The sequence below is a fragment of the Streptococcus sp. M334 genome (genome assembly GCF_000187745.1).
Lineage (GTDB): Bacteria > Bacillota > Bacilli > Lactobacillales > Streptococcaceae > Streptococcus.
Window position 1 is genome coordinate 1 of record NZ_GL732504.1, and the last position, 1,093, is coordinate 1,093.

Here is a 1,093-nt window from a genome sequence, read left to right on the forward strand (position 1 = left end):
CCCGACGAGCTACCGAGCTGCTCCATCCCGCGTTAATACAAAAGGAGGATGTGGGATTCGAACCCACGCACGCTTTTACACGCCTGACGGTTTTCAAGACCGTTCCCTTCAGCCGGACTTGGGTAATCCTCCATAATATTCAAATGGACCTTGTAGGACTTGAACCTACGACCACTCGGTTATGAGCCGAGAGCTCTAACCAGCTGAGCTAAAGGTCCAACAAGATCATTATAGCGGCGAAGGGGATCGAACCCCCGACCTCCCGGGTATGAACCGGACGCTCTAGCCAGCTGAGCTACACCGCCATATATCGGGAAGACAGGATTCGAACCTGCGACACCTTGGTCCCAAACCAAGTACTCTACCAAGCTGAGCTACTTCCCGAGTTAAAAAGAAAAATGCACCCTAGAGGAGTCGAACCTCTAACCGCCTGATTCGTAGTCAGGTACTCTATCCAGTTGAGCTAAGGGTGCTCATTAGTTTATGCCGAGGACCGGAATCGAACCGGTACGATCGTTACCAATCGCAGGATTTTAAGTCCTGTGCGTCTGCCAGTTCCGCCACCCCGGCCTCTCTAAGCGAACGACGGGATTCGAACCCGCGACCCCCACCTTGGCAAGGTGGTGTTCTACCACTGAACTACGTTCGCACTGTTTTCTTCTATCTAAAAATGCCGGCTACATGACTTGAACACGCGACCCTCTGATTACAAATCAGATGCTCTACCAACTGAGCTAAGCCGGCTCATTTATTATATCTTAATGCGGGTTAAGGGACTTGAACCCCCACGCCGTTAAGCGCCAGATCCTAAATCTGGTGCGTCTGCCAATTCCGCCAAACCCGCATATATGACCCGTACTGGGCTCGAACCAGTGACCCATTGATTAAAAGTCAATTGCTCTACCAACTGAGCTAACGAGTCTAAAATAACTTCCGTTATCTTAAACGGTCCCGACGGGAATCGAACCCGCGATCTTCGCCGTGACAGGGCGACGTGATAACCGCTACACTACGGGACCTTTGGGAGTTAACGGGATCGAACCGCTGACCCTCTGCTTGTAAGGCAGATGCTCTCCCAGCTGAAGCTAAACTC

General features: G+C 51.7%; 12 tRNA genes. All 12 read right to left on the bottom strand.

The window, feature by feature from the left end:
* Positions 1 to 42 precede the first annotated feature (42 nt).
* Positions 43 to 132: transfer RNA gene (locus HMPREF0851_RS15140), tRNA-Ser, on the bottom strand.
* 12 nt (positions 133 to 144) lie between these two features.
* A tRNA-Ile gene (locus tag HMPREF0851_RS15145) sits at positions 145 to 218 on the bottom strand.
* A gap of 13 nt (positions 219 to 231) precedes the next feature.
* Positions 232 to 305, bottom strand: a tRNA-Met gene (locus HMPREF0851_RS15150).
* Positions 306 to 310: 5 nt separating this feature from the next.
* Positions 311 to 384 (bottom strand) — tRNA-Pro (locus tag HMPREF0851_RS15155).
* Between the two features lie 15 nt (positions 385 to 399).
* Positions 400 to 473, bottom strand: a tRNA-Arg gene (locus tag HMPREF0851_RS15160).
* Positions 474 to 484: 11 nt separating this feature from the next.
* Positions 485 to 570 (bottom strand) — tRNA-Leu (locus HMPREF0851_RS15165).
* A gap of 7 nt (positions 571 to 577) precedes the next feature.
* Positions 578 to 649 (bottom strand) — tRNA-Gly (locus tag HMPREF0851_RS15170).
* 22 nt (positions 650 to 671) lie between these two features.
* Positions 672 to 744: transfer RNA gene (locus tag HMPREF0851_RS15175), tRNA-Thr, on the bottom strand.
* An 18-nt stretch (positions 745 to 762) separates the two neighbouring features.
* Positions 763 to 844 (bottom strand) — tRNA-Leu (locus HMPREF0851_RS15180).
* A gap of 5 nt (positions 845 to 849) precedes the next feature.
* Positions 850 to 922: transfer RNA gene (locus HMPREF0851_RS15185), tRNA-Lys, on the bottom strand.
* Between the two features lie 24 nt (positions 923 to 946).
* Positions 947 to 1,019 (bottom strand) — tRNA-Asp (locus HMPREF0851_RS15190).
* 2 nt (positions 1,020 to 1,021) lie between these two features.
* Positions 1,022 to 1,093: transfer RNA gene (locus HMPREF0851_RS15195), tRNA-Val, on the bottom strand.